The sequence below is a fragment of the Halobellus marinus genome (genome assembly GCF_032113415.1).
In the GTDB taxonomy this organism is placed as follows: domain Archaea; phylum Halobacteriota; class Halobacteria; order Halobacteriales; family Haloferacaceae; genus Haloquadratum; species Haloquadratum marinus.
This window is the reverse complement of the sequence record NZ_CP134946.1, coordinates 2770016-2793049: the sequence shown is the minus strand read 5'-3', so window position 1 is coordinate 2793049 and position 23034 is coordinate 2770016. Positions and strand designations below refer to the sequence as shown.

Annotated in this window: 23 protein-coding genes and 2 tRNA genes; 13 read left to right on the top strand and 12 right to left on the bottom strand. The window is 64.8% G+C overall.

Features of this window, described 5'->3' with window-relative positions; all coding sequences use genetic code 11:
* Positions 1-17 precede the first annotated feature (17 nt).
* The gene (locus RJT37_RS13805) at positions 18-326 is read right to left on the bottom strand and encodes a transcription initiation factor IIB family protein (protein WP_313685339.1); all 309 of its coding nucleotides are present in this window, start codon (positions 324-326) and stop codon (positions 18-20) included.
* An 82-nt stretch (positions 327-408) separates the two neighbouring features.
* On the opposite strand from RJT37_RS13805, the gene RJT37_RS13800 reads away from it, so the two are divergent.
* Positions 409-491 (top strand) — tRNA-Leu (locus RJT37_RS13800).
* A gap of 202 nt (positions 492-693) precedes the next feature.
* On the opposite strand, the gene RJT37_RS13795 is transcribed toward RJT37_RS13800, so the two are convergent.
* Complete coding sequence (locus RJT37_RS13795; protein WP_313685338.1) at positions 694-1548, bottom strand: hypothetical protein; 855 nt, start codon at positions 1546-1548, stop codon at positions 694-696.
* A gap of 195 nt (positions 1549-1743) precedes the next feature.
* Here RJT37_RS13795 and RJT37_RS13790 point away from each other — a divergent pair, with 195 nt between their 5' ends.
* A complete protein-coding gene (locus RJT37_RS13790) occupies positions 1744-2259 on the top strand; it encodes a DUF1643 domain-containing protein (RefSeq protein WP_313685336.1) in 516 nt (171 codons plus the stop codon).
* A 15-nt stretch (positions 2260-2274) separates the two neighbouring features.
* Here RJT37_RS13790 and RJT37_RS13785 read toward each other — a convergent pair whose 3' ends face one another.
* The 3 genes from RJT37_RS13785 to RJT37_RS13775 form a co-directional block, all read right to left on the bottom strand.
* Complete coding sequence (locus RJT37_RS13785; RefSeq protein ID WP_313689983.1) at positions 2275-4110, bottom strand: cation:proton antiporter domain-containing protein; 1836 nt, start codon at positions 4108-4110, stop codon at positions 2275-2277.
* A gap of 122 nt (positions 4111-4232) precedes the next feature.
* Entirely contained in the window at positions 4233-4676 is a 444-nt protein-coding gene (locus RJT37_RS13780; RefSeq protein ID WP_313685334.1) for an SRPBCC family protein, read from the bottom strand.
* 54 nt (positions 4677-4730) lie between these two features.
* Positions 4731-6182, bottom strand: coding sequence for a DHH family phosphoesterase (locus RJT37_RS13775; RefSeq protein ID WP_313685332.1), 1452 nt, complete (start codon positions 6180-6182; stop codon positions 4731-4733).
* Between the two features lie 134 nt (positions 6183-6316).
* On the opposite strand from RJT37_RS13775, the gene RJT37_RS13770 reads away from it, so the two are divergent.
* A tRNA-Lys gene (locus RJT37_RS13770) sits at positions 6317-6390 on the top strand.
* A gap of 168 nt (positions 6391-6558) precedes the next feature.
* Here the strand turns inward: RJT37_RS13770 and RJT37_RS13765 are convergent.
* Positions 6559-7044, bottom strand: coding sequence for an Lrp/AsnC family transcriptional regulator (locus RJT37_RS13765; protein WP_313685331.1), 486 nt, complete (start codon positions 7042-7044; stop codon positions 6559-6561).
* A 282-nt stretch (positions 7045-7326) separates the two neighbouring features.
* On the opposite strand from RJT37_RS13765, the gene RJT37_RS13760 reads away from it, so the two are divergent.
* The 3 genes from RJT37_RS13760 to RJT37_RS13750 all read left to right on the top strand — a co-directional run bounded on the left by RJT37_RS13760 (position 7327) and on the right by RJT37_RS13750 (position 10399).
* Positions 7327-8985 (top strand): potassium channel family protein, encoded by a 1659-nt coding sequence (locus RJT37_RS13760; RefSeq protein ID WP_313685330.1) that lies wholly within the window; start codon positions 7327-7329, stop codon positions 8983-8985.
* A gap of 158 nt (positions 8986-9143) precedes the next feature.
* A complete protein-coding gene (locus RJT37_RS13755) occupies positions 9144-9977 on the top strand; it encodes a bacteriorhodopsin (RefSeq protein WP_313685328.1) in 834 nt (277 codons plus the stop codon).
* A gap of 89 nt (positions 9978-10066) precedes the next feature.
* On the top strand, positions 10067-10399 hold the full coding sequence (locus RJT37_RS13750) for an FUN14 domain-containing protein (protein ID WP_313685326.1): 333 nt from the start codon (positions 10067-10069) through the stop codon (positions 10397-10399).
* A gap of 17 nt (positions 10400-10416) precedes the next feature.
* Here RJT37_RS13750 and RJT37_RS13745 read toward each other — a convergent pair whose 3' ends face one another.
* Positions 10417-11142: a ribosome assembly factor SBDS gene (locus RJT37_RS13745; RefSeq protein ID WP_313685325.1), complete on the bottom strand. Its 726-nt coding sequence runs from the start codon at positions 11140-11142 to the stop codon at positions 10417-10419.
* Between the two features lie 454 nt (positions 11143-11596).
* On the opposite strand from RJT37_RS13745, the gene RJT37_RS13740 reads away from it, so the two are divergent.
* Positions 11597-11782: a hypothetical protein gene (locus RJT37_RS13740; protein WP_313685323.1), complete on the top strand. Its 186-nt coding sequence runs from the start codon at positions 11597-11599 to the stop codon at positions 11780-11782.
* Positions 11783-11803: 21 nt separating this feature from the next.
* Here the strand turns inward: RJT37_RS13740 and trxA are convergent, their stop codons facing one another.
* Both trxA and RJT37_RS13730 read right to left on the bottom strand, forming a co-directional pair.
* Entirely contained in the window at positions 11804-12142 is a 339-nt protein-coding gene (gene trxA / locus RJT37_RS13735) for a thioredoxin (protein WP_313685322.1), read from the bottom strand.
* A gap of 125 nt (positions 12143-12267) precedes the next feature.
* Positions 12268-12945, bottom strand: a complete 678-nt coding sequence (locus tag RJT37_RS13730; protein ID WP_313685320.1) for a 2,5-diamino-6-(ribosylamino)-4(3H)-pyrimidinone 5'-phosphate reductase — start codon at positions 12943-12945, stop codon at positions 12268-12270.
* A 168-nt stretch (positions 12946-13113) separates the two neighbouring features.
* Here RJT37_RS13730 and RJT37_RS13725 point away from each other — a divergent pair, with 168 nt between their 5' ends.
* Entirely contained in the window at positions 13114-14139 is a 1026-nt protein-coding gene (locus RJT37_RS13725) for a glycosyltransferase family 4 protein (RefSeq protein ID WP_313689981.1), read from the top strand.
* A 4-nt stretch (positions 14140-14143) separates the two neighbouring features.
* Here the strand turns inward: RJT37_RS13725 and RJT37_RS13720 are convergent, their stop codons facing one another.
* Positions 14144-14596, bottom strand: coding sequence for a DUF7510 family protein (locus tag RJT37_RS13720; RefSeq protein WP_313685318.1), 453 nt, complete (start codon positions 14594-14596; stop codon positions 14144-14146).
* Positions 14597-14721: 125 nt separating this feature from the next.
* On the opposite strand from RJT37_RS13720, the gene RJT37_RS13715 reads away from it, so the two are divergent.
* On the top strand, positions 14722-15480 hold the full coding sequence (locus RJT37_RS13715; protein WP_313685316.1) for a GNAT family N-acetyltransferase: 759 nt from the start codon (positions 14722-14724) through the stop codon (positions 15478-15480).
* A 54-nt stretch (positions 15481-15534) separates the two neighbouring features.
* Here the strand turns inward: RJT37_RS13715 and acs are convergent, their stop codons facing one another.
* The gene (gene acs / locus RJT37_RS13710; protein WP_313685314.1) at positions 15535-17517 is read right to left on the bottom strand and encodes an acetate--CoA ligase; all 1983 of its coding nucleotides are present in this window, start codon (positions 17515-17517) and stop codon (positions 15535-15537) included.
* Positions 17518-17686: 169 nt separating this feature from the next.
* Here acs and RJT37_RS13705 point away from each other — a divergent pair, with 169 nt between their 5' ends.
* The 4 genes from RJT37_RS13705 to RJT37_RS13690 all read left to right on the top strand — a co-directional run bounded on the left by RJT37_RS13705 (position 17687) and on the right by RJT37_RS13690 (position 22124).
* The gene (locus RJT37_RS13705) at positions 17687-18298 is read left to right on the top strand and encodes a nitrous oxide reductase accessory protein NosL (protein ID WP_313685312.1); all 612 of its coding nucleotides are present in this window, start codon (positions 17687-17689) and stop codon (positions 18296-18298) included.
* A complete protein-coding gene (locus RJT37_RS13700) occupies positions 18298-20304 on the top strand; it encodes a NosD domain-containing protein (protein ID WP_313685310.1) in 2007 nt (668 codons plus the stop codon). Before RJT37_RS13705 ends, RJT37_RS13700 begins: the two co-directional genes overlap by 1 nt.
* A 22-nt stretch (positions 20305-20326) precedes the next feature.
* Complete coding sequence (locus RJT37_RS13695) at positions 20327-21115, top strand: ABC transporter ATP-binding protein (protein ID WP_313685308.1); 789 nt, start codon at positions 20327-20329, stop codon at positions 21113-21115.
* A gap of 157 nt (positions 21116-21272) precedes the next feature.
* Positions 21273-22124, top strand: a complete 852-nt coding sequence (locus RJT37_RS13690; protein WP_313689978.1) for an ABC transporter permease — start codon at positions 21273-21275, stop codon at positions 22122-22124.
* A 48-nt stretch (positions 22125-22172) separates the two neighbouring features.
* On the opposite strand, the gene RJT37_RS13685 is transcribed toward RJT37_RS13690, so the two are convergent.
* A complete protein-coding gene (locus RJT37_RS13685; RefSeq protein ID WP_313685306.1) occupies positions 22173-22811 on the bottom strand; it encodes an FAD-dependent oxidoreductase in 639 nt (212 codons plus the stop codon).
* Between the last annotated feature and the right edge of the window lie 223 nt (positions 22812-23034).

The window sequence follows — 23034 nt, the reverse complement described above, 5'->3', positions numbered from 1 at the left end:
GTCGCTGCATTGCAGACTCACCACGACGGTGGCTGGAACCCGGCGGATTCGAGCGTCGACTTCCATCGTTGCTGGACGCTCAGTCGGGTGACGTCCATTACCTCGGCGACGCGCTTCTGAGAACGCTCCTCTCCGGCAATCAATGCCCCGGCGTAGAGACTCGCAGCCGCGGCAGCGCGTTTCGATCGGTCCTCGTCCGGTACTTCGGAGAGAAACATATCCGCTGCAAACGAGCGGGCCTCGCTGCCGAGGCCAAGTCGGTCGGCGCCGCGTTCGATCCGGGTCAGCCACTCCTCGTTGGCCACGCGGTCCCGGGCGCTGTACATACCTGGAATGGGACGGCCGCAGGGAAGAACCCTCCGCGCGGAACGACAGGTTGATTTGGTCGATGGAAGTAGTTATACCCGCGCGCGGGTAGCCAAGTGGTCAACGGCGCAGCGCTTAGGACGCTGTCCCATAGGGGTCCGCAGGTTCGAATCCTGTCCCGCGCAGTGAGGAGCGAAGCGACGAGCGAGCAGGCACGGATTCGAGCCCTGCGAGTCGCAGCGCGCGAACGGAGTGAGCACGACCGTCTCGCTCCGGTTCGAATCCTGTCCCACGCATCGCGAGGTCGAAGGAAGTGAGAACTCGATTGGCGAACGTGGAGCGAAGCGAGCAGTGAGCAGTGAGAAGTGTGCCGACCGGTAGTGGCGGTTAACGATCCTCGCTATTCGACTCGAGCAGATCCAGCGCCCGGGCGGCCGCCGCACTGGTCGCTTCTTCGTCACTCGTCCGCTCGGATAGCGTCCCGACGTCGATCGCCGAGCGAACAGAGGCCGAGTCGACAGCAGCGAGTGCAGCGATCGTTTTCGTCGCAAGCAGCCGAGAAACCTCGTCAGAGTCGTCGAGGTAGCGATCGAGTTCAGCGGCGACCATCCCGGGATCCGCGACAGTGTCGGCGGCATCGACTTCCTGCCACAGCGTCGTGAGCGTCTCACGGCGACGGGTACGCTCCCGCGGCGAGTCGCCGTCGATCGCGGACAGACAGCCAGCGATCAGATCGATCGGGCCGCCGCCGCAGTGGACCACCGCCTCGGCGATGTGCCGGTCCGTCTCTGGGTCATCGAAGGACAAAAGCGGCCGGAGTTTTGCCGGAGTGCCGTACGTCGTCATTCGGGCGAGATCGGCCGCATCGTACGCCTCTCGGCGCGCTCGCTCGACCGTCTCAACGTCCGCCAGTTGGAGGTCGGCCGGCAGTTCGTCTCCCTCGGCAGCGTTGAACTCCGCGGAGTCGTCGACTGTCTCCCGGACTACGGCCGGAGAAACTCCCGAGACGAACACCCGATCTGCCGACCGTTCGACCTCGCCGGCCACCGAATTGGCGAGGTGAGACGCGAGATTCGCAAGCGACTCGTGGCCGTCTCCTGCAAGCGACGAATCGAACCCCCACACGACGACCTCGGGATCGGTGCCCCCCTGAACGGTCCCGATGGACGGTTCGCGTGCGTCGTCGATCGGATCACAGACGCAGAGTTCGGCGGGGAGCCCACACGTCTCACAGTTCGTCATACCGCTCACGTCTCGCTGCCGGGCAAGTAATTCTATCCCTCAATGTGAGTCCCGTCGTGGGATCCTCGGGCGCTGTTCGGTTTCGCTGTCGGTTCGACTGCGAGGACCCGACCGGGCGCGTCCGCACCGATCAGAGACCGAGGTGATCAGTCCCCGAACCCCTGGGGATAAGTTCTCGGCGGCTCGATCCTCACCGTGGCCGAAGACAGTGCACCGAACGGCGAGCAGTGGCGGTCCGACACAGCGGAGCGTGGCGCCGTCTTCGACGAGGACCGAGAGTACCGGTATCGGCTCTGGCGGGAGTGGGATCCCGACGAACCGACCGTGGCGTTCGTGGCGCTCAACCCGTCGACGGCCGACGAGACCGACAACGACCCGACCATCTCGACCTGCGTCCGGTTCGCGAAGGCGTGGGGCTACGGTCGCGTCGAGGTCGGGAACCTCTTTGCCGTCCGCGCGACCGACCCCGCGGAGATGAAACAGCATTCCAGTCCGGTCGGTCCAGCGAACGACCGCCATTTGCGGGCGATTGCGGCCTCGGCGGACCGCGTCGTCGTCGCCTGGGGCGTCCACGGCACTCACCGAAACCGGGACCAGGAAGTCGTCGACTTGCTCGACACCGAGTTGTACGCGCTGACGACGACGAAGGACGGCCACCCCGGACATCCGCTTCGGAAATCGCGTGAACTCCGTCCGGAGCCGTGGCCGTAGCGCCCCCCGTCGCTGTCAATCGTGTGGGTGGAATCGCCGCACGGCCTTTTTGACCGCCGCAGCGTCCCCGAGGAACGTGATGTGATCGCCCAGTTTCAGCACCTCGTCGGGGTCCGGTACGTGGGAATCCTCTCCCTGTCCGATCTCGGCGATCAGACAGCCGCCGGGTATCTCCTCGTTGAGATCCCTGATTGCTCTCCCGGCGAACGCATCGGCAGTCATCTCGATCTCCTGAATGTCGTGTCCGTCACCGGGATCGTACATCCAGTTCGCCAGCTCCGGCCGCTCGATTTCGTTGTCGATCGCGAACGCGGTCGCCATCGGAGAGTCGACCGCAGTAACCGAAAGCGCCTCGAACGCGTCCATATTCTGCGGATCGTTGACGCGGGCGTACACCTTTTCGACGTCGAACTTGGTCCGTGCCATCTGACAGATGAGGAGGTTGACGTTGTCGTCACGTGTTGCTGCGACCGCGATCTTCGCCTCCTCGATACCCGCCTCCCGGAGGACGTCGACCTCGGTTCCGTCGCCGTCGTAGACGGTGAACCCCTCCTCCCGTGCCTTGCGTTTCTGTTTCTCGTCGTCCTCGATCAGGACCACGAACTCGCCTCGTTGCTCCAGTCGCGTGGCGAGCGCCAGCCCGACCCGGCCCCCGCCGACGATTATCGTGCGCATTGGTGTTACTCCTAGCCGCTCGCCGATCTGTCGCGCCAGCCCTGCCTCGAGCACGTCTGTGGCCCCGATAACGATGAACACGGTCCCCAGAAGTGTCTGACTGGCTGTCTGATTCCCTGCCGTTGCAAGTTCGATCGCAAAGAGCGTCGCGACGCTCGCCGGAATGATGCCACGGGGACCGACAGCCGCCAGGAACAGGCGCTCGGAACGGTTGAACCGTTCGACGCCGACGGTCGCGACCCAGGCCACCACCGGTCGGAGGACGAACATCACCACGACGACCAAAAGGATCCCGCCGACGCCGAGTTGGCGGATTGCGCCGAGGTCGATCAGCGCCGCGAGCGAGACGAAGACGAACGCCAGAACAATAAGCGTCGCATCGCGGGCGAACTCCTCAATCGTCTCACGGTGGGGAAGATCCAGATTCCCGAGCGCGATCCCCGCAGTCGCTGCGGCCGCAATGCCTGCTTCTGCGGCGACGGCCTCCGCAAGCGCGAAAGAGCCGATCGCAGCACTGAAGACCAGGAATCGGGCCGTCTGTGGGCCCTCTTCCGGCCTCAACTCGTGTTCGAGGAGGAAGTATATCAGCCCGGTCGCAAGAAGTCCAGCGAAGACACCAACACCGGCCCGTTCGACGAACGCGATGGCCGTCTGTGAGATCCCCAGGTCGTCGAGCAACATCGTCTCGAAGATGACGACGGCCGCGATGGCTGCGGTCACGTCGTTGATGATCCCCTCCGTTTCCAACGCTGTCGCGACGTGTTCTCTGACACGGACGACCTCCAGGATCGGCGTGATGACTGTCGGCCCCGTCGCAACGAGTAGCGCGCCGACGACGAGTGCAATTTCCCACGCGGCGCCTTCAAGGACCCGGACGGCTACTGCTACTCCCAGAAACGTCACCACTGCACCGATCGTTACCAGCCGTAACGAGGTCCGCGAGGCCTCCCGGATCCGTTCGAATCGGAGCGCGAACGCACCGTCGAAGACGATGATGGCAACGCTGAGACCGACTACTGTCTCCAGTCCATCGCCGAACGTTTCGACTGTTACGAGCCCCAGCACCTCCGGTCCGAGGAGGAGCCCGAGGCCGAGGTAGAAGACGACACTGGGAACCCGGAACCGTCGAGCGAGCAACTGAACACCGATCCCTGCGACGAGAATCAGTGCGACGATCGGGAGGAGGCTGCTGGCCACGTTCGCTCTGCTATTGCTGTGTGTGAGAGTCGCATATATCCTTTTGCCCTGCGAGTGACCGCAGCCGACGCCGAACCTCGGCTGCCGTATCGGCTATTCTCTCAGGAATCCGCCGGTTCAGTCAGCTTCTCGTCGAGATTCCGGAGGGTTCGGTCGAGCTCCCGTTGGTTGAACCGCGCGGTCACCGGCGCCAAAAGCCACCGGAGCACCGTCGGCAGGCCGAGGTCGTAGGTGGTCGCGTACGTAACCCGAGTACCCTCCTCTGTCGGCTCGAACGTCCACTCGATGCGGCCTTCGACGTCCCCCGAAAGCTCGAAGCTGATCCGTTCCGGCGGGTCGTGGACAACACCGTGGACCTCGCCATCGAAGTCGAGGCCGAGCAGTCGGTACGTGTACCGCGCCCGCTTTCCGCCGTTATCCCGCGTCCCGAGCGTCTCCACAGCGGTCAACCGCGGAGAGATCCGTGCCTGGTTTTCCGGAACGTCCATATACTCGAACACGGCCTCCGGCGGCCGGGGGATCTCGATCTCGGCGACAGCTTTCATATTCGTCTCTCCGTCCGGCAGCGACAAAACACTCCGGGAGACTCGCGACTGCGTCTAGCTTCCGTTACCGCTGTCGGAACTGTCGACGCCCATCGCCTCGAAGAGCTTCCGGCGAACGGCTTCCTCCGTCAGTTGCAGGAGCGTATCGCGGTTGTCGTCGCTCGTCTCGATCCCGGTGAAGATCCCGAGCGGGATTTCGACGTCGCCCTGCGTGGAGTGGCCGCCGGTCTCGCCCATCTCCGAAAAGGCGTCCTCGAGCGTCTTGCCGATGTTCATCCGGATGTCCTTCGAGCGCGCCGACAGGAAGATCCGGTCGTCGGCGATGCCGAACACGGCAGTCGTGGTGATCCCTTCCAGTTTCAGGAGATGCTGGGCCGCCTGGCCGAGCGCGTCGCGGTCGCGGATGAATCCGGCGTTCGAGACGAGATGGCTCCCCTGCACCTGTCGGTTCTGGATAGCCTCGGCGAGCACGTCGAGCGTCTCCGGCGACATCGACGGCGATTCGACCTGTTCGAGCGTGTCGTGGTCGGCGAAGGGATAGAGGTACGCCGCCGCGGTGAGGTCCGCAGGCGTCGTCTCCCGCTTGAAATCCAGCGTTTCAGCACGGATACCGTACAGCAGCGCTGTCGCGACGGCCGCGCTCGGCGAGAGGTTGAACTCCTGGAGGTACTTCGTGAGGATCGTCGACGTCGAGGAGACGTTCGGCCGGACGTCCACGAAGGCTGCCTCGATTTCGTTCTCTGGCTCGTAGTGGTCGATGAAGATGTCGACCTCGTAGTCGCGGTCGGAGTCGCCCGATTTCGTGTGATCGACCAGCGCCACGGCGCCGTACTCCGGGAGCGACTTCCCCTCCGACAGCGGCACGAGTTCGATCCCGAGCAGGTTGACGAACGCGCGGTTCTCCTGGTGGCCGATCTCCCCCTCGTAGTTGATGACCGCGTCGATCCCGTGCTCCCTGGCGATGGCCTGCAACGCGACGGCGGAGGCGATCGAGTCGGGATCAGGATTGTCGTGTGTTAGTATCGCCAGGCCCTCCGTGGCGTCTTCGAGAATCTCCGCGAGCTGTCGCGCTTTGTACTCGAGTTCGCCGGATTCCAGCGATCGCAGCGCCGAGTCGGCGATCACCTCCGAGGGATTGATGACGACGTCGGCGCCCAGTTCGTCGAGTTCGTCCTCCGTCACCGGGTCGGAGGCGCGCACGACGATGAACTGATCGTCCCCTCGCTCGCGGATCGCCGAAACTGCCGCTTTGTTCGCTTTGACCTCCGACGCGAGGATGAGGAGGACGTCCCTGTCGGCGACGACGTCGGCAACGTCGGGATCCGTGATATCGATCTGTTTGGCGTTCAGGTCCTGATCGCGGAGGGATTCGACGCGGCTCTCGTCCTTGTCGAGGATGAGGACGTCTTTCCCCTCCTCGACGAGTTCCTCGGCCACCGCGTAGCCGACGCTCCCGCAGCCTAGGATAGCGTAGGTGGACGAGGGAATCGTGATCCCGGCGCTCATTCTGACGTCACCTCGGGTCGGCCAACACTTAACAGCACCCGTTCGTCCGAGTTCCTGATAATCGAGTGCGTTCTCCCGCTCGCCACGTGAAAGGAAACATCTTTAATCGCGCCACCGGAATTGCCTGTTGTTGAGGGCCGGTAGCTCAGTCCGGCAGAGCGTCTGACTCTTAATCAGACGGTCGCGCGTTCAAATCGCGTCCGGCCCGTCTTCTCGCCGCGAGCAACTTCGCGAGCGGCGAGTCTCGAACTCGGCGGGATTTGTAACCCTGCCAGTCGCAGCCCGGAACGGCCCGTCGGGCCGCACGCCCGGACCGTCTGGCTCCGGTTCAAATCGCGTCCGGCCCGTTTCATCCCGTTGGCTCTGCGCCCGAGAGCTACTCGTCCGCGAGCTCCGACAGCAACGTGTCGAGATCGTAGTTCTGCAGGGCGCGGTGGCTGTGTCGCAGCGTCGAGACGACGAACGTCGAGTTCGTCCGGCGAACCTCCTCGATCGTTTCGAGGTCGGTAATCAGCCGTTCGACCATTTCGCGGTCGGGCAGGTGGGCGACCACGACGAAGTCTGTCTCGCCCATCGTGAAGTACGCTTGGGAGACGCCCTCGACGGCGAGGATCTCGTCTTCGAAGTCGTGATGGGAGCCGTGATAGTCGGTGAGGAGTTCGACCAGCACGGTCACGCCGAGGCCGACCGATTCGAGGTCGATGTCGTACAGGTCGTTTTTGATGATGCCCGCCTCCCGGAGGTTGTTCAGCCGGTAGTGGATCGTCGAAACGGGGATGTCCGTCTCTTCGTGGAGCGCTTCGGGGCTCCCGGTTCCGAGATCCGCGATCGCCTTCAACAGGCGGATGTCGCGTTCGTCCATACGCAGGTACTGCCCGTTTTGTGCGGGACAGGTTGTAAGTTGTGCCTCGCGAGACCGGCACGGGATATGAACGTGTCCAGGGCAAGACCGCCACGGATTCCTTACGAGCGCCTCCCAGAGCCGCTGCGGTCTGATACTGTCGGACGTAACTATCTGGAAATTCTCGGCACCCCGAGGTGCCGAAATATTCCACGAACTTGCGTCCGACAGTATGAGCGTGCGGACGGACGCCCCGACGCACGCCGGTCTTTTGGGAGGCCAGATGAAAGAGGAAAGCGTCGAATGCGACTGCCCACCTCCGTCGAGGATCTCCAGCCCCGGAATCTCACCCGGCGACAGCGGCTGATCCTCGTGTTCTTCGGCGCGCTCGTCTCCATCGTGCTCGTCTTTACCATCACCTACTACTGGGGGATGCGGACCGTCGAGGACCGTCCCCGGTCGATCTTCCAGTCGTTCAACACGGTCATCGAAACGATGACCACGACGGGGTACGGCGCAGACTCCCCGTGGTCGACGCCGGTGATGAACCTGTTCGTGGCCACGATGCAGATCAGTGGCGTCGTCATCGGCTTCGTGACGCTGCGCGTCCTCGTCATCCCGCTGTTCGAGCGCACTCCGGTCAACCTCGACGATCAGCTCTCGGTGAAAGACGGTCACGTCGTGGTCGCCGAGTACCAGCGTGACACCGGCGTCCTGCTCGACGAACTCGAAGCGCTCGACATCGATTACGTCCTGCTCGAATCCGACCTCGAGGAGGCCAAGCGCCTCTCCGACGAGGGGTATCAGGCCATCGACGGCGACCCTGAGCGGCGGGCGGATCTGGAGCGAGCGGGGATCGAGCGGGCTTCGATACTCATCACCGACGCGGGAGATAGCACCGCGAGCATCGTGCTGACTGCGCTCGAAGCCAACGAGGCGCTGCGCGTGATCAGTTTCACACCCTCGACACGGCAGAAGGCCGCACTGACCGAGATCGGCGTCGACCGCAGCGTCGCGCCACATGCGCTCATCGGCCAGCAACTCGCCGAAAAGGCGACGCTCCCGGTGGCGGTCGATCCGGAGCTCGAGGGCGAGTCGATCGTCATCCGGGAGATTCTCATCCGGCGCGAGAGTCCGCTTCACGGGGTCAGTATTCGGGATTCTCCGATATCGAAACATCCCGATCTAACGCTCGTGGCAGGATGGTTCGACGGCGACCTCAAGCTGTCACCGTCGCCGGCCACCCGGCTCACCCCGAACACGGTCCTCGTCGTCGCCGGGCCGGAGAGCGAAGTCACCGCGCTCCCGGACGAGATGACCGAGGTGATGACCTCGCGTGTTCGGGATCACTCGACCGTCGTCGTGGCCGGCCTGGGTGAGGGCGGCGCTGCCGCAGTCGAGCGCCTCCGCGAGGGGACGTCGCACACGACTGTCGACCGGGATCCGGAGATGGCACCTGACGTCGTGGGCGACGCCACCGAACCCGAGACGCTCCGCGAGGCAGGAATCGAGGATGCGACGGTGCTGATCGTCACCGTCGACGACGACGCGACCGCTCTTTTGACTGTTGCGATGGCTCGCTCGATGGCCCCGGACCTCGAGATTCTCGTGCGGGTGACCGACAGCGAGAAGGCCTCCGTGGCGTTCCGGGCGGGGGCGGATTACGTCCTCTCCGTCCAGCGGGTCTGCGCCCGGTTGGTTGCCGCGGAGGTCCACGGCGAACGGGTGATGGATCCCATCAGCCAGATCAGACTGGTCAGGGCCGACGGCGACCCGTTCGAGGGGAAGACGCTGGCGGCCTGCCGGCGCGGGGACGACCGCGAGTGGAGCGTTGTCGGCTTAGTTCGGGACGGGAGGGTTCGGACCGACGGTCGGACGGAGGTGCGGGCGGACGACGACATATTCGTTGTCGGGGACGACACCGCGATCCGGGAGTTCGAGCGGACGGTCGATCGCTCCTGAGGCGGCGTCGATCGGCGTCTCGGCATCACGCCGCCGGGAGATGATTTTGAATTTTGGGCGATCGGCCCGATCGACAATAACGGTTCGGTATCTAACGACACGGTGATTACCGGATCGGCCGTATTTTTTATTACTGCAAAGACGAATCAATAGATTGTATGGCACTACAAGGGTCGATCGGCACACAAGGCGTACTGCTACAGACACAGAGCGAGGCGCTCTCACAGATTCAAAACAACGTCCTCCTAAACTCGTCGCTGTGGGTGAACATCGCGCTTGCCGGCCTCGCGATCCTGCTTTTCGTGTATATGGGACGGAACGTGACGGATCAGCGAGCACGCCTCATCTGGGGCGCGACGCTGATGATCCCGCTCGTGTCGATATCTAGTTATCTCGGCCTCGCTTCCGGGCTGACTGTCGGATTCATCCAGATGCCGGCGGGACACCCACTCGCCGGTCAGGAAGTGATGAGCCAGTGGGGGCGCTATCTCACGTGGGCGCTGTCGACACCGATGATCCTGCTCGCGCTCGGGTTGCTGGCCGACGTCGATACGGGAAGCCTGTTCACGGTCATCGCCGCGGACATCGGAATGTGTGTGACTGGTCTGGCCGCCGCGCTGACGACTTCGTCCCTTTTGTTCCGCTGGTTCTACTACTTCGTCAGTTGTGCCTTCTTCCTCGTGGTGCTGTACGCTCTCTTGACCACGTGGCCGAAGGCTGCGGCCGAGGCAGGGACCGACGACATCTTTGCGACGCTCCGGATCCTGACGGTAGTGCTGTGGCTCGGCTACCCGATCATCTGGGCTGTGGGCGTCGAGGGACTGGCCATCGTCCAGTCGGTCGGCCTGACGTCGTGGGGATACTCCGCACTCGACGTCCTCGCGAAGTACGTCTTCTCGTTCCTCCTGCTGCGGTGGGTCGCGGCCAACGAATCGGCGGTCTCCGTCGCGACGGGCGGCGCCTCCTCCGGCGCGGCTCCCGCTGACGACTGATCGCCTCGGATTCGAGCCCTCACTTCTCCGGGGCGGCCTGACCTGGCGGTCCCACAAACCACTTATACTCCGGCCGGAGACGATTCCGTATGTTCGAATCGCTGCAGCTGTCGGTCGACCCGACGCAACTCGGCTTAGAGTTCGGGAGCGGCGCGGTCATCGGCGGCATCATCGGCTTCGCGGCGAAGAAACTCGCGAAGGTCATCGCGGTGATCGTCGGCCTCGAACTTGCGCTCTTCAAGTTCCTCGAATCCCGTGGCATCCTCACCGTCGACTGGGAGCGGCTCACCTCGGGGCTCGTGAAGACGACAGAGAACGCCGCCACCGGGGCGCCACCGGACTGGATCTCGACGATCCTCTCGACGCTTTCGGTCTCCGCGGGGTTCACCGGCGGCTTCCTGGCCGGGTTCAAGAAAGGATAAGCCGGGCTTCGACGCCGTTATCGGGTACTGAGTTCGTCTTTGTCCTTGAGGATCCGCGTTTCGGCCTCCCCGGAGGTCATCTCGTTGACCATATCGTAGAAGTCGTTTTGCATCCCCGCAGGGAAGGTCACGACGCCGACCCACGAGCCGTCCGGCTGCCACTCTTCCCGTTCGAGATCGCCGTACTGTCGGACCTGATTCTGCGTCTTCCCGGCATAATTAGCCGGGACCTGCACCGCTACGGTCACCTCGTCGAAGCGGATCGGGATCACCGGCCGCAACGCGTCCAGCGCGTCGTCGACCTGCGACTCGACGGGCTCCATCGGGTCGACACGGAAGCCAGCCTCCTCTAAGGCGCGCTCGATTCGTTCCGGTGGGTGCGGCGCGTTGTCCATCTGGGGGTTCACCGCGTTGCGCGCGATGCGGTTGATGAGGTTTTTCCGCTTTTGTTCCTGCATCTCCCGGCGCTGTTCGGCGGTGATCTGGATCTCGCCCTGCTTGATGACCTCCGGGATGATCTCCAGCGGATCCGTCGTCCCGAAGACGGTCTCCAGTGCGGATTCGGCCGGTCTGTCGCCACGGGAGGCGTCCTCGAACACGTCCTCGGCGGCGATGACGTCCTCTAACTCGCCCTCGAACTCGTCGCGCTTGATCGCGAGGGCGGCGTCGGGATCGACGAGTACCTCGAACCGCTCGCCGTGCGATTCGAGCCGTGCCGTCACCGCGTCTTCGAGTGATATCATACCACTTCCTTCACGCTCTGAGGTAAAAAGGCCTCGCCGCTGGGTCGCGACCGAGAGTTTGCGACTGGCTGCTGTTCGACCGCCCGCTGTCGTGCGTTCGTCCGATCGAACACGTGCAAACGATCCTGTCGTCTGATACTGACTGTTGAACCTTTCACCGGCGCTCGTCGTCCCCGGTACCGCCGAACACTGGTAAGAGACGACAACGGTCAGTATGAGAAACACACCAACTGCAGTTGCCAGCCGCGCTGTCGGCCTCTGTGATCGGAGCCGTTCTGTTCGCGATCGTGTTTTGTGTTATCATACCGATTCCGAAACCGGTGACACCGGTATGGGACTACTTCACCGGATCACTCGCTTCTCTTCCCAATACCGGGTGATTAACCGTTGCTTTCACTCAGTTCTCGGGATCTAATCCGCAATTAACTATACAGGGGTACGCCGAACGCGCGGTATGGCACACGCGATCGACGGTGATGCTGAACACGAAGAAGTACTCTACCACGTCGTCTGTCACGACTGCGAGACGGAGTTTCTCTCCCACGGCGAGCGCGAAGCCGAGGAACGGCTCTCCGAGCACCAATCCTCGACCGGCCACAACGTCGAGTACGCGGCGCTGAGCGAAACTGGCGGGAACTGACGGCGCCGCCGTTCGGCCTCGTTACGCCGACAGCGACTCGATGATGTCGATGAGGTCGTCTTTGTCCTGGACGCCGATCACGCGTTCCGCCTGCTCCCCGTTTTTGTAGAACTCGAGTGTCGGGACCGAGCGGACACCTGCCTTCTGGGCGAGTGACTGGTGTTCGTCGATGTCGACTTTCAGGACGACTGCGTCGGTCTCCTCGGCGATCGCCTCGACAGTCGGTTCGAGCATCTTACACGGACCGCACCAATCCGCGTGATAGTCGACGAGAACGACGTCGTGTTCGGCGACGAGGTCGTCGAAGTGTTCCTGACTCTCGATGTGGATCGGGGCGCCGGTCGCTTCTGGTGTACTCATATCACCTGATTGGACGGGGAGCCCTTTACCTATTTCGTGGGTTGGGCGCCGCATCGCACGACCGAAAGTTGGGGGCGGGCGGCGTCGCCGGCGTGCTCTCCGATCGTTCGAGCGCCCGGCTCGGTTTATGCCGTTCCGCGCCCGTCCACGTCGTATTGCAGGAGTACCCCATCGTCGATCCGGGTGACGTCCCGGAGCGATAGGTCGGGAAACGTCCCGACGAACCCCGGGCCGTCCGCGAGCGTCGGCGAATCGCGGCCGCCGATGACCATCGACCCGACGTACAGAGACAGTTCGTCGACGAGCCCCGCCGAGAACAGCGAAAAGATGATCTCGCCGCCGCCCTCGACCAGCAGCCTTTCGACGCCACGATCGGCCAATTCCTCGAACGCCGCCGGCAGCGACACCTGTTCCTCCCCGGCGACGACGACCTCGACACCCGCGTCGGCCAGTGCGTCCCGGCGCTCAGACGGTGCGGCCGCGGACACGAGCACGTACGTCGTCGCCGCATCGTCGAGAATACGGGCGTCAAGCGGCGTTCGTCCCGAGGAATCGACGACGATCCGGGCAGGCGAGGGGGCCTCGTTCCGCGCGGTCCGCTCGGTGCGGAGGTCCTCGTCGTCGAGCGTGAGGTGAGGGTCGTCGGCGAGTACCGTCCCGATCCCGACCAGTACGGCGTCGCTGTCGGCGCGCAATCGGTCGACGCGGGCGAAATCCTCCGGGCCGCTGATCCGCACCTGTTCGCGGCGACGCGTCGAGAGTTTCCCGTCGACGCTCGTCGCGGCGTTGACGACGACCTGCATACGCTTCTCGTGGGGCGGCCGGGACAAGCGGGTTTCGGTCCGCCTGTGCGGGTTTCGATCCGCCTGTCTGGGACGCGCCTGCGGGCCCCAAACGGTCGCGAAGCTCCACGGACAGGACTTATGTGGGCGAACGTGATAGACTCTCGCAGAATGGCGCCGAACGTCCTGATGCTCGGGTGGGGGTTTCCGCCGAACGTGAGCGGCGGCCTGGACACGCACGTCGGGGAACTGTTCGACGGGCTCTCGGACCGCGGCGTCGACGTCGAACTCGTTCTCCCCGCGGAGTACGCACCCGAGGATCGGTCGGGGGTCATCGGCGTCCCGACCGGAGACGGCGACATCATCACGAGGGTCGGACGGATGAGTTCGACCTTCGCCGAACGCGCGGCCGAGGCGGACATCGTCCACACCCACGACTGGTTCGGCTACGGCCCCGGTTCCCGGGCGAAGGCCAACGCGGACGTCGAGTGGGTGACGACGTTCCACTCGCTGTCGACGGATCGGAACCTCGACCCCCCGCAACGGGAGATCGAGACCGAACGGCGCCTCGCCGAGCGCGCCGACCACCGGATCGCCGTCAGCGAACTCACCGCAAAGGACGTTTACGAGCAGTACGGCGCGGAGTGTGAGGTCATCTACAACGGCTTCTCGGAGTGTGAGACGACGGGCCGGGACTTCAAGGCCGAACTCGGAATCGACGGCAAGATGCTGTTTTTCGTCGGTCGGCACACCGACCAGAAGGGGATCAGTCACTTGGTATACGCGATGGAGAAACTCCGGCGCGACGACGTCACGCTCGTGGTCGGCGGCTCCGGCCACCTCACGGACCAACTGAAACGCTTCGCGGAACTGTTGGGTATCGAGGATCGAATCGAGTGGGTCGGCTACGTCCCCGAGGAGGAACTCGGCGACTACTACGCCTCGGCTGATCTGTTCGTTTCGCCCTCGCTGGCAGAACCGTTCGGGATCACCATCACGGAGGCGCTTTCGGCCGGAACTCGGGTGGTCGCCACCGAGAGCGGCGTCAACGAGGTCCTGCCCGAGGACTGCGTCGTCGAGGTCGAACCCGACTCCGAATCGCTCGCCGCCGGGATCAGCCGCGGGCTGAATCTCGAAGGGATGCCGGAATACGACCCGATCACGTGGGACGAGGTCGTCGAGGAGACGCTCGCGTTCTACGAGCGCGTCCTGTAGGCCATCACCGCAGGACGCGAACGTCCGTCACCGGCTCGGGGTGGCGGATCCGGTAGCCATCGGCCGTCGAAATCATCCCCTCGCTGGGGAGACTCTCCCGTGCGGCCTGGTAGGGACTGTCGCTTTCGATGCCCCGGTACGGGCTGTCGCTTTCGACGCCGCGGTACGGACTGGCGCTTTCTGCCCCCCGAACGGGAGTATCGCTCGACCCGCGATACGGGCTCTCGTCGTGTGCCGGCTGATACGAACTGTCGTCTCTCCCGCCCGCCTCTCGCTCGAAATCCTCCGGCGGAAGGTAGATCCGTTCGCCCGTCACCGAGCGGACGATCACGGCGGTGTCGCGGTCGCCGTCCATCGTGATGACCGTCTCGCCGTCCTCGACAGTCACCGAGAATTTGACCCGTTCGGCGCCCGCAGACGCCGCAGCGTCGCCGGTGCCGTCCTCACGTCTGTCCATACCCAAACGAGAGACTCCCGCGCACTTATATTTCCGCTACTAACTCCCGAAATGACGTATCACATTGTCAATGATACGCACATATACACCCCGAACGTCAAGTACCAGAGTCACGAATTGGGGGTATGGACGTCCGTGATGCAACGAGGGAAGACGTCGACGGCGTTCGTCGCGTCGCAACCGAATCGTTGAGCGCTTCGTACGGACACGCGATCGACGAAGCAACGATCACCGCCGCCGTCGAAGAGTGGTACAGCACCGACCGACTGACGGAATCGCTCGACGACGATAGCGAGGTCTTCGTCGTCGCCGTCGACGAGGGCACCGTCGTCGGGTTCGCACAGAGTGAAGTGTCCGACGGGCGCGAGACCGTCGGGTACCTCGATTGGCTTCACGTCCTCCCGGACTACCGCGGCGAGGGGATCGCCTCCCAACTGCTGGCACGGCTGAAACAGGCGCTCGTGGCCGAAGACGTCGACCGCGTCGAGGGGCGAGTTCTCACCGAAAACGAGGAGGGTATCTCCTTCTACGAGGAGCAGGGCTTCAGCGAGTTCGGGGAGCGCACCGTCGAGATTCACGGCGAGTCGTTCACCGAACGCGTGTACACGGTGTTTCTCGACGACACGGAGGCCGAACCGACCGGCCTCGCGGCGCGGGAGACGGACGACGGTCGGACCGTCTACGTCGCCTACGATGAGTCGGCTCGCGGCTCCGACGCGCCCTTCTTCGCGGTGTATCTCGACGAAGCGCGAACGGAGCGGTACGGCTGGCTGTGCGGCCGCGAGGAGAGTCTGAACGTCGCGATCGATACGATGGAACGGCTGGAGTGCAACGACTGCGGGAACCGCCGCAAGCCCGTCCGCTGGGACGCGGCGTATCTCTAAGGAACGGACCGGTCCTCGCCGGCTATTCGCCCGAACCGCCGTTCTTTCGTCGCGCTACTGCTCGACTTTCGACTGGATGTCTGAGACGACGTCCGGGTTCCGGAGCGTCGTGGTGTCGCCGAGTTCCTCGCCGTTTGCGATCTCCTCGAGCAGTCGCCGCATGATCTTCCCCGAGCGCGTCTTCGGCAGTTCCGGCGTGAAGATCACTTCCTCGGGGCGAGCGATCGGCCCGATGTCCTCTTCGACCCCCGCGACGATCTGCTCGCGCATCTCCTCGCTCCCCTCGTAGCCGTCTTCCAGGATCACGTACGCGTAGACCGCCTCGCCCGTCACCTCGTGGTCGCCGCCGACGACCGCGGCCTCGGCGACGCCCTCGACGCCGACGATGGCCGACTCGATCTCCATCGTCCCGAGCCGATGCCCCGAGACGTTGAGCACGTCGTCGACCCGGCCGAGAATCGTGATGTAGCCCTCGTCGTCGATCTTCGCGCCGTCCTCCGGGAAGTACACCCACTCGTCGGCCTCCGCATCCGAGTACTCGTTCCAGTACTCGTCGATGAACCGCTCGTCGTTCTTGTAGAGCGTCCGCAACATCCCGGGCCAGGGCCTGTTCACGGTAAGGTAGCCCGCGCGGCCCGCGTCGACCTCCTCACCGGCGGTGTCGACGACGCGAGCGTCGATCCCCGGCAGCGGTGGGCCGGCGGAGCCGGGTTTCATCGTGCCCACGCCCGGCAGCGTCGTGACCATCATCCCGCCGGTTTCCGTCTGCCACCATGTGTCCACGACCGGGCACTCCTCGTTGCCGATGTGTTTGTAGTACCACTTCCACGCGCGCGGGTTGATCGGCTCGCCGACCGTGCCGAGCAGTCGGAGACTGGAGAGGTCGTGCCGTTCGGGGTACTCCGTGCCCCACTTCATAAACGCCCGGATCGCCGTGGGTGCCGTATAGAACACGTCGACAGCGTACTTCTCGACGAGTTCCCACAGGCGGTCGCGGTCGGGGTAGTCCGGCGTTCCCTCGTACATCACCGTCGTTGTCCCGAGCGCGAGCGGCCCGTAGACGATGTACGAGTGACCCGTGATCCACCCGATGTCGGCCGAACACCAGTAGGTGTCTTCGGGCTCTAAATCGAGCACTGCGTGGGATGTCCACGCCGTGTACGCGAGGTAGCCGCCGGTCGTGTGTTTGACGCCCTTCGGCTCCCCGGTGGTTCCCGAGGTGTACATCAAAAAGAGCATGTCCTCCGCGTCACGTTCGACCGGGTCGACGCGTTCGCCCTGGTGGTCGGCCAGTAGCTCGTCCCAGTCGTGCTGGTTGCCCTTCAGGTCGTGGCCGAAGCCGTCGTCGCCGAGGCGGTCGACGACCACCGTCGCGTCGACGCCGTGATCGACGTTCGACAGACCCTCGTTGGCCTTGTCGAGGTGATCGAGCGGGTCGCCGCGGCGGTAGTAGCCGTCGCAGGTGATGAGGTATCGTGAGTCGGCGGAGTTCATCCGCGTCGCGAGGGCGTTCGCGGAGAAGCCGGCGAAGACGACCGAGTGCGGCGCGCCGATCCGGGCGCAGGCCAGCATCGCGATGGGGAGTTCCGGCACCATCGGCATATACAGGGTGACGACGTCGTCCTCTTGGACGCCGAGGTCCCGCAGCGAGGCGGCGAACTCGTTGACCTCGCGGTAGAGGTCCTGATACGTGTAGGTTCGCGTCTCGCCGTGTTCGCCCTCCCACTTGATGGCGACTCGGTTCTTGTCGCCGTTCTCGACGTGGCGGTCGACGCAGTTGTAGGCGGCGTTGAGGGTGCCGTCGGCGAACCACTCGTAAAACGGTTCTTCGGAGTCGTCGAGGACCTGGCTGTACTCGGTCTCCCAATCGAGGAGATCCGCCGCGCGAGTCCACGAGCGCGGCCAGTTGTCCTCGAATTCCTCGTAGATCGACTCGTCGGAGACGTTCGCCTGTTCGACGAACTCCGCGGGTGGCTCGAAGGTTTCCTGTTCGACAAGCCGTGCTTCGAGTTCTCCGTCAGCCTCGTCGTCTGCCATATTCATCCTCATAATTCGAAGGCCAGTTCATAAATCCCTGCGCCGGAGATTCACCGTCGGGGAGCGGCCCAGTCGAACCGGTATACCACCTCAGCGGTCGGCTCGTGGTGACTTTCACTGTGTAGGAATCTCCGGGGGTGTTTTTCCCGGCTATCGCGTAGTTTCTCGTATGTCACGCGTGCGGATTCGGCAGCCGGACAGGGCAGCGCAGCCGATGTCGCTCAGTCGCCGTCGCTTCCTCCTTGCCAGTGCGGGCGTCGCCAGTGCTTCCACAGCCGGGTGTCTCGGCGGTGGCGACGATGCCGACGCTCCCGAACCGATCACGGTCCCGGAGGGGGCGACCTGTGAGGTCTGCGGGATGGTGATCCGCCAGCATCCCGGACCGACGACCGAGATCTTCTACCGGGACCAACAGCCGAGCGGTCACGAGAACCCTGCCCGCTTCGACAGCGTCTGGGAGGCCTACCAGTACGAGTTCGAGAAAGACGATGCAGGCTGGGAGGACGTCGCTTTCTACGTCACTGACTACTCGTCGGTCGACTACGAGACCTTCGAGGACGGCGGCGACACGCTGATCACCAGACATTACGAGGCGTCGTCGTTTGCTCCTGCAAGCGAGGTGACGTACGTCGTCAACTCCGAGGTGAAAGGCACGATGGGCCGTGATCTGCTCGGGTTCACCGAGCGGAGCGACGCCGAGGCGTTCCAGTCGGAGTGGGGCGGGTCGCTCACGACGCACGACGGTGTCACGCCGGAGATCATCGCCGGACTCGGAACGTGATGGCGATCCTCTCGCCGAGCGCCACGGGCTGGCTCACCGTGGCCGTCACGGGTGTTCTCGTCCTCGCCAGCGTCTCCTTCGCGTTGACGCCTGCCGGCGGGGACTCACTGCGCCCGGTCGATTTCGATGACACCGTGACGATGGGCGGCACCGGTGTCGACACGCGCCGCGCCGAGGCCGAGGGCTTCGTCCTCCCGCGGGCGCAGGTGTTCTTCTCCGGCTACCGGTACGTCGTGGGCTACGTCGGCGTCGAGACGGCCGCGATCGAACTGAGCGACGGCAACGCGCGACGACAGTTCGGTGATCCGCTGACGGTGTACGTCTCCGATTTCTCGGATATCTCCCCGACGCTCACCGAGGAGGGCTACGTGGTTCCCGAGCGCGGCCGATCCGTCGGCTGGACGCCCGCGGAGACGGCCGCTTTCGTGGTCGGGAGCGACGCCGCGATCCCGTCGGGGTCGGTCGCACTCCCGTTCTCCGAGCGGGATGACGCGGAAGCCTTCGCCGCGGCGCACGGCGGCGAGGTCGTCGACTGGGAGACGCTGCAGGCGACCGTCGGGGACCCCTTGCCGGATCGCCTCGCCCGCTTCGAGGCGTCGATCGAGCGGCTGCAGGCCTGGGGGGATCGAACCGCCGCGGCCGCCCGAGAGCGCAGGGACCGACCCGTGAGCGTGGTCGTCGGTGACAGATCGGCCGTGCCGGCGGACCGCGTGAGCGACCGCAACGGGCGAGACGGGATCGCGACCGCCGCGACGATCGCCGATGCCATCGCTGCCGCACCGCCGAACACCACCGTCTACGTCCCACCGGGAACGTACGAGGTGGACGGTGTCGTTGTCAACCGTTCGGTGACACTCGCCGGTGCCGGGAACGACACGACGGTCCGCGGCGACGGTAACGGCAGCGTCGTCCACGTCCGCGCCGACGGCGCGGCGCTCACGGACCTCCGGATCACCGGGGTCGGCGAGGTGGGTAGTCGCGGCAGCGACCGCCGGAACGATACGACTGACTGGGATACTACCGTGCAGTTGGCGTACGGGTACGGCGACGCGGGCGTGGTCCTCGACGGGGCGGCGAACGCCTCCGTCGCCGGCGTCGCGATCGACACGCCTGCAAGCGGCGTGATCGTCCGCGAGAGCCCCGGATCGGCGCTGACGAATCTGACCGTCCGGGGGGCCGAAACCGCCCGCGAGGGGTTTATGGGTGTCGTGCTCATCGGGGCGCCCAGTCTCGTGCAGGAGTCGACGTTCATCGACGGTCGTGACGGCGTCTACACGCACCGCGCCGACGGAAGCGTGATACGTGATAACGACGCCGATCCCGGCCGGTACGGCGTCCACGAGATGTACACGTCCGCGTCGCTGGTTGCGAACAACACGGTCCGGAATTCGCAGGCGGGAGTCATCGTGATGACGCGGCCGACGCGGAACCTCGTCGTCGGCAACGACGTCCGCCGGAGCACGTTCGGCGTCGTGCCCGCGGGCGGAGATTCCTATTACGCACACAACGTCGTGGTCGACAACAAATACGGCCTACAGGTGGCCGGCGATCGGAACGTCTTCGCCGCGAACGTCGTCGTCGACAACGAGATCGGCGCTCGGGCGAACGAGATTCTCCCGTCGAACCGCGTCCTCCGGAACGACTTCGTCGGCAACGACCGCGCAGTCGAATCGAACATCGGGCCGCTCCGGACGTGGACGCACCGCGGCGTCGGCAACCACTGGGGGACGCTACCGATCACCGACGGCGACGACGACGGCGTCTACGACCGCCCCTACCGTCCCTCGGGAACGGTCGACTCGCGACTGAATACAGTCCCGGGGGCGACGTCGCTCGCAGAGTCGCCCGCCGTCGCGACGCTCCGCCGGGTGCAGCAGGCCGTATCCGGTCTCCGGCAGTCGGGCATCGTCGACACCGCCGCGCGAACGAGACCGTACCAACCTGAAGTCGTTGGGAACGTGACTGGAGAACAACGGAACACGACGACTGGAGGTGTCGCAACGTGAACGCGACCGGAGGTGTCGCATCGTGAGTGAGGAGCCAGCGCCGTTGCGAGCGACCGGGATCGACCAGTCGTTCGGCGACGTCGAGGTGCTGTCCGACGTTTCGCTGTCGGTCGACCGCGGCGAGGTCGCCGCCATCGTCGGTCCGAACGGCTCCGGGAAATCGACGCTGCTCCGGATCCTGGCGGGCATCAGCCCGCCCGACGATGGGACGGTGACTGTGCCAGCCGACGCGGGCGGCGCCCGCAGCCTCGGATTCCTCCCCCAGCGGCCGGCGTTCCGGGAGGGATTCACCGCCCGGGACACCCTGGGCTTCTACGCGCAGTTGCTCGACGGCGTTGACAACGAGGACGTCGCGGAGACGCTGGATCTCGTCGGACTCGCGGGCGTGGCCGATCGTGCCGTAGGCTCGCTCTCCGGCGGAATGACCCGGCTGCTCGGACTGGGGCAGGCTGTGCTCGGCGACCCAGCGGTGTTGATCCTGGACGAGCCCGGCAGCGGGCTCGATCCGGCGATGGTCGAACGGCTGTTCGGCATCGTCGGAAACCTCGCGGCCGACGGGACGGCAATCGTCGTCGCATCGCACGAACTGCCCGCTGTCGAGGCACACGCCGATACCGTTTTCCTCCTCGACGAAGGCGATTTCCTTGCGAGCGGTTCCCCGACGGCGCTCCTCGAAGAGACGGGGACGGAGACGCTGTCGGAGGCGTTCCTGCAGATCGTCGGGACCCGCGCCGGCGAAACTACGGTCAGAGCGGGGGTCGGTCGGCGGGCGAACGAGACCGAGACTGGAGGTAAACGGGACGATGAGTAAGGAAGCAGCGACCGAAGAGGACGCGACGACGGAAGAGGAACCGGTGACGGAAGACGATTCGGCGAACCGAGAGCCCAGCGACGGATCTGATACCGATTCGACACCGGAGCCTGACGCCGATCGGGAGGACGAATCCGCCGGCGAGTCGGATGGCAGAATGGATTATGGCTCGCTCGTAAACGTGCGGCAGGACCTCCTGACGGTCGCAACGCGTGAACTCCGGACAATCGCTCGGACGCCCGCGCTCCTGGCCATCTCGGCGGCCTTCGCAGTGAGCGTCTTCGGCGTCGCGTGGGCCGGCACCGGCGGTGGGGGCGGGTTCGTCCCGCTGACGCTCGATCTACTGACGTTCGTCGAGGTTTTAGTCCCGCTTCTGGCGATCGCGTTCGGCTACCGGTCGATCCTCGGCGACAGAGGGACCGGCGAACTGGACGTGCTCCGGACGTTCGACGTGACCAGAGTCGCCTACGTTGGCGGTGTCTATCTCGGACGGGCGCTGGCACTCGTCTCGCTCGTCGTCGTCACGCTCCTGGGCGTCGGCCTGCTCGTGCCCTTTCTCACGGCCGACATCCCGACGTTCCTTGCGATCAACGAGGCGGCAGATTCGGGCATCAGATACGTCCGGTTCGTCGTGCTCTCCGGGTTCTTTACGCTCGTCGTGCTCGCGGCGACGGTCGCGATCTCGGCTGCGACGAGGACTGTCCGGACGGCACTCGCCTTTGCGATCGCGCTCGCAGTGGCACTCGTCCTCGGGATCGATACCGCGCTCGTCGCCGGTCTCGCCGGCGGCGTGGTTCCCGAAGACGGCCTCGCCGTCCTCCTGGCGCTCAGTCCCAACAGCGCCTTTCGCGGACTGGTGCTCTCGACTGCGGTCGGGGTGGTCGGCGGCGCAGACGTCGCTGCCGGACACTCGCTTTTGAATTTGGTGGGCCTGCTCGTGTGGTGGCTCGGCAGCCTCGCGATCGCCGTCTGGCGCGTCTGGCCGGCCGTCGAAGAGATCGAAGCGTGAGGGAGCGCTCTGTATGAGACGTCGATCCAGTTCCGGGCTCCTGCGGTCTCACCCGAAGTTTTCGACCTTGGCCGCCTCGGGATCGGCGTCAGTGGATCCGAGCGCGGTCAGCGCGTCGTCGACGAAGTCCGCGAACCCGTAGACGAACACCTGTTCGTCCGTCGAGCCGATGACGGCGTCGGCGACAGCGTCCGAAAAGTCCGTTTCGGCCACGAACACCGACGCGCCGGCCTCGCGGAGGGCATCGAGGCGTTCGCCGTGTGCCGGCGCATCCGTCCGGTAGACGATCGCGGCCTCATTGCCGTCGGCGACGGCGGCTTCAGCGATGCCGACAGCCGGGCCGATGCCGGGACCGCCGGCGAGTACCACGACGCGCGACTCGCCGTCGTAGAACGTCTGTCCGAACGGGCCGGAGATCTCGATCGCATCACCCGGTTCCAGATCCAGGAGAAACCGGCTGAACGGCCCGGATTCGTCGGGATCGACCCCCACGGTGATCTCGAACGTCTCCACGACGTCCGGCGAGGACAGCGTGTAGAACCGACCGTACTCCTCACCGTCGATGGTCGCCGAGAGCTTCAAAAACTGGCCGGGGACGGCATCGAAGCCGTCGGGCGATTCCAACTGTAGCGCGACCGTCTCGGGTCCGACATCGTCGACCTCAGTGACGGCGACTGTCGCGTTCATACCGACGCGTTCGGCACCCGAAGAGAAGGGTCTTTACCTTCGTCGGCGAACCCCCGCCGCGAAGACACGCGGGCGACCGGGATTCCCGGGGCCGACCTCCCTCTCATTTTGGGGGTTTCGACATCGTTTGTCAACACTTCGCACTGCCTGAACTTATGGATAAACATTCATCTCAAAAAAGAGAATAAAATTTTAATATATAGATTTATACCTCGTTATATGC